Here is a 3,601-nt window from a genome sequence, read left to right as displayed (position 1 = left end):
GGGAATTCTGGCGAATCCCACTACTTGAGCATCTCCAGTGGTTGCCAAAGTAGATGGCATTGGGGCGGAGCCGCCCGGTTGCAGCGAGTAAAACGTTCGATTTTCACCGGGCGGCTTGCGCCGCACCGCTACGAGGGAGAAATGCTTCACAGCGTTGATGCAAAGGGCGAAGTCGATCATAGGCCTGTACCTTTGTCCTCTCCTTTTATTTAAGACCTGCATCGGCGAGCAACTTGTCGGTAGCTTCACCATTCGTGTTGCGAGCCAGCGGCGAATCCGAAGCGTTAGTGATGGAGGCCAAGAGAACGCTCCGCAGTGGACACTTGTATCTTTGCTGTCTTCGAGATCGAAACCGCTCTAGGGCAGCTCGAGTTTCGGTGGGAGCAAGAAAGTCAATTTCTCCGGTAATTTTTTATCAGCGTCTGTTTTGCTTGTACCCCGATGTTTTGGGGTGTAACCTTTAGAGGGGGCGAGAGAGTCAGGCTGAGAATCATTCACTAGGCACTAGTCGAGTCAACGGAGACGATTGCGATGGCGAGTCGAGCTTTTTTGTCGGGAATCAACGACTACAAAACCATCGGCGATCTGCGGGGATGCATCAATGACACGCATTCTCTGCGGCGATTGTTGGTCGACGAGTTTGGTTTTCAAACCGATCACATCCGAGTTCGCACGGATGCCGAGGTGACCAAATCAGAGCTGAACAAAGGCTGGAAGTGGTTGCTCAAAGGTGCAAAACCAGGAGACCGTTTGGTATTCCATTTCTCGGGACATGGATCCTACACCGCCGACACCGATGGTGAAGCGGGCGAAGCGGACTTTCGCGACGAACTGCTTTGTTTGTACGGAATGGATTGGCAAGATCCCGATACCTTTATGCTCGACGACGAATTGCGAGCGTGGACCGAGCAAATTCCCGATGGCGTCGATGTGACGTTTGTGCTGGATTGCTGTCACAGCGGAACAGGCACGCGATTCGTTGCCCCAGATCTGAGTCGTGCGGCAAAGACCGACTTTTTGACTGCAGGTTTGTTGTCGCTCGATGACGTTGCGGCAGAACGTGATCGTGTTGACGCGAGCGGCGGAACGAGGTCGGTCAAGGATCAGCCCGGCGTCCGCCCGACGACGGCGAATCAGATCGATCGTCACACGGTACTGGCTCGCTTTGCCCCGCCTCCGATTGACGTGCAGGTGGCGATCACCAATGCCACCAGATCACGTTCATTCCGCGACGTATTCGAACAAACACGCACTCGTGGTGGTGATGATCAAGAGATGAACCATGTGTTGTGGTCAGGATGTCGCGATGATCAAACGAGTGCCGATGCGTTCATCGGCGGCGATTTCCACGGTGCGTTCACCTATTACTTCTGTGACGCAATTCGCAAGTCCGGAGCGGATCGCAATGCATCGTCGGTGATCAGTTCGCTCCGCAGTCGATTGCGTGAGGAACGTTTTGACCAGATTCCTCAGCTTGAACCAAGTTCGACTGTGAGCGTGGTTTTTGGTGGCAAGAAAATCAGCGATGGCGGGGACGCGGAATCGGATCATGGGACATCGTCCGAATTGGCTCAAATCTCCTCGGCCGATTGGAAGCAACTGTTGGCAGTATTGCAGCAGATCGCCGACCAACTGTCGGGAAACCAAGCGGGTACGGGCCGCCAGGGGGACACCGCTGGCGTTCGTGCTGGCGGAGGAGCTTTGGTTTACGTTCATGGGATCTGTGAGCACCCACCTCATTTTTCCGATGCTTGGTGGGATGCGATGTCGCCATTTTTGAACTCGCACAATCGGCAGGTGTTGGGAGCGAATCGCAAAGAGGTTTTATGGAGCAAGCATGTTTCGAAGACCAATCGTGAACTCAGCCGCGAAGTGGACCCGGTCCAGCAGCAACAGATGGAATTGATGTTGGAAGCGATCTTGGAAGAACGGATGGCACGCGAGGCCGCCGAACAGATTGCCGAACGAAGCGGTGATCGTGGCATCGATCGCGATGTGCAGGGTGCGGTGCCGCGAGCTGCCTTCGGTATTCCCGGACTCGATTGCGTCGATGATTTCGTCAAATATCTGTCCAGCGATCGGATTCGCCGTCTGGTGATCGACGAATGCACGAACGTAGTCCGCCCGCTGCTACAGCAAGGCAAGTCGATCGAGCTGGTCAGCCATAGCTGGGGGACCGTGGTAGCGTACGAAGCGCTACGGTCACTCGAACGCGAAGCGTTGCCTGGTCGCGTCCACAATTGGTTTACCGTTGGTGCGGCATTGGCGATCAAGTTTGTTGCCAATCGACTGCGACCCGACGATGGCAGGAAACCGCGGATGGTGGACCACTGGATCAATGTGAATGCGCGAGGTGACGGCGTTGGCGGAAGTCTGATTGCCACAGGGATGCAAGTCGATCGCGAATTCTTGCGGCTCGATCCGTTTGGATGTTCATCGACGTTTGGTTTCGTTTCACCGGCCTGTGCTCATTCGTCCTATTTCAAATCGGGCAACCGCCGCGTGAATCGTGACATTTTTGCGAACGCGATTGAGCAGGTTTAACGTTGCCGCAGCTATCTTCTGTTCTCGATCCAGCACCCATGAATCGGCCGCTGTTTTGTGTCGCAGTGGCGCGAATGTCCGACGAAGATCGTCCCTGGGCCAAACGTCTCGGACGCGAGCTGTACCGCGTGTTGACCCGAGACCCCGACGACCCATTGTCGTTTGGTCCTGGGATTCCAGTCGCAATTGATATCGATTTTTCAAAGGGCCCGACGCACCGTCCAGGTGTGCAAGAGGGAGACGATCGGGCGGCGGACCAACACGACGCAGGGGTGGCTGCTTTGGCCGAGCATGTGTTGTTGGTCATCGTCGCAGGGACCAATACACTGCTGCTCGAACCCAACGAGACGGTCGATCGGCTGAACCAATACACAAGCGATCAAGTTCATTTGACCAAGCTGCTTGTGCCGACCGATGCGCGTTGGTTGGGCGAAGCAAAACGACTCGTCAACATGGACGTTGCGGATTCGGTATTAGGTAAAGACTTGGATCGCGAGGCGCTGGACTCTGTTCTAAAAGCGATGGGTGATTGTCTGTTTCGGATTCATGACGAATCCGATTTAGCTAAACGGTTCCAATTGATAAAGCCGCATCTGTTTCTTTCCAAATCGTTGACGGACCCAGATGGCAACAAAGGTAGCGTCTCGATTCAATCTCGTGGGAATAAACGTTCGCCGCTGTGGCAATGCTTTTCGTCCATCGGACCGGTCGACAACGATCGTGTGGATCAAGCCATTCAATCCGATGCTCGTTTGACCGGGGTGTTGGTTTCACTACGAGATCTTGCCTCGGACGAAACGCGATCTCTGAATCGCGAGATGATCATCGCGAAGAAACAGGGATGGCCCATCGTTTGCCCCGCTCGTGATCTTTGGACACAATCGCCAAACGATATTCCGGACCATGTGACTCCGTTACCGTGGACACCAGCCCAGTGCGTTGTACCGCAACACAGGGTGCTCGACTGGGAAACCTTGCTGCGTCTTGCGACGGTCGAACATCTTCGGCACGTGCATTTCCATTTGATTGCTGATCGCATCATCCAGGCGGCCCAGTT

General features: G+C 54.8%; 3 protein-coding genes. 2 read left to right on the top strand and 1 reads right to left on the bottom strand.

What is annotated here, in order from left to right; translation table 11 throughout:
• A partial coding sequence (locus RMSM_RS43005; protein ID WP_236622305.1) for a hypothetical protein occupies positions 1-180 on the bottom strand: 180 nt, incomplete at its 3' end.
• Between the two features lie 351 nt (positions 181-531).
• Between RMSM_RS43005 and RMSM_RS37360 the strand changes: the two genes are divergently transcribed.
• Entirely contained in the window at positions 532-2,544 is a 2,013-nt protein-coding gene (locus RMSM_RS37360; protein ID WP_008703553.1) for a caspase family protein, read from the top strand.
• A gap of 38 nt (positions 2,545-2,582) precedes the next feature.
• The coding region (locus RMSM_RS25685; RefSeq protein WP_040769399.1) for a hypothetical protein at positions 2,583-3,601 on the top strand (1,019 nt) is incomplete at its 3' end.

Source organism: Rhodopirellula maiorica SM1 (assembly GCF_000346295.1).
GTDB lineage: Bacteria > Planctomycetota > Planctomycetia > Pirellulales > Pirellulaceae > Novipirellula > Novipirellula maiorica.
Note: the sequence above shows the minus strand (reverse complement) of the source record. Positions and strands in the feature narration are given on the sequence as shown.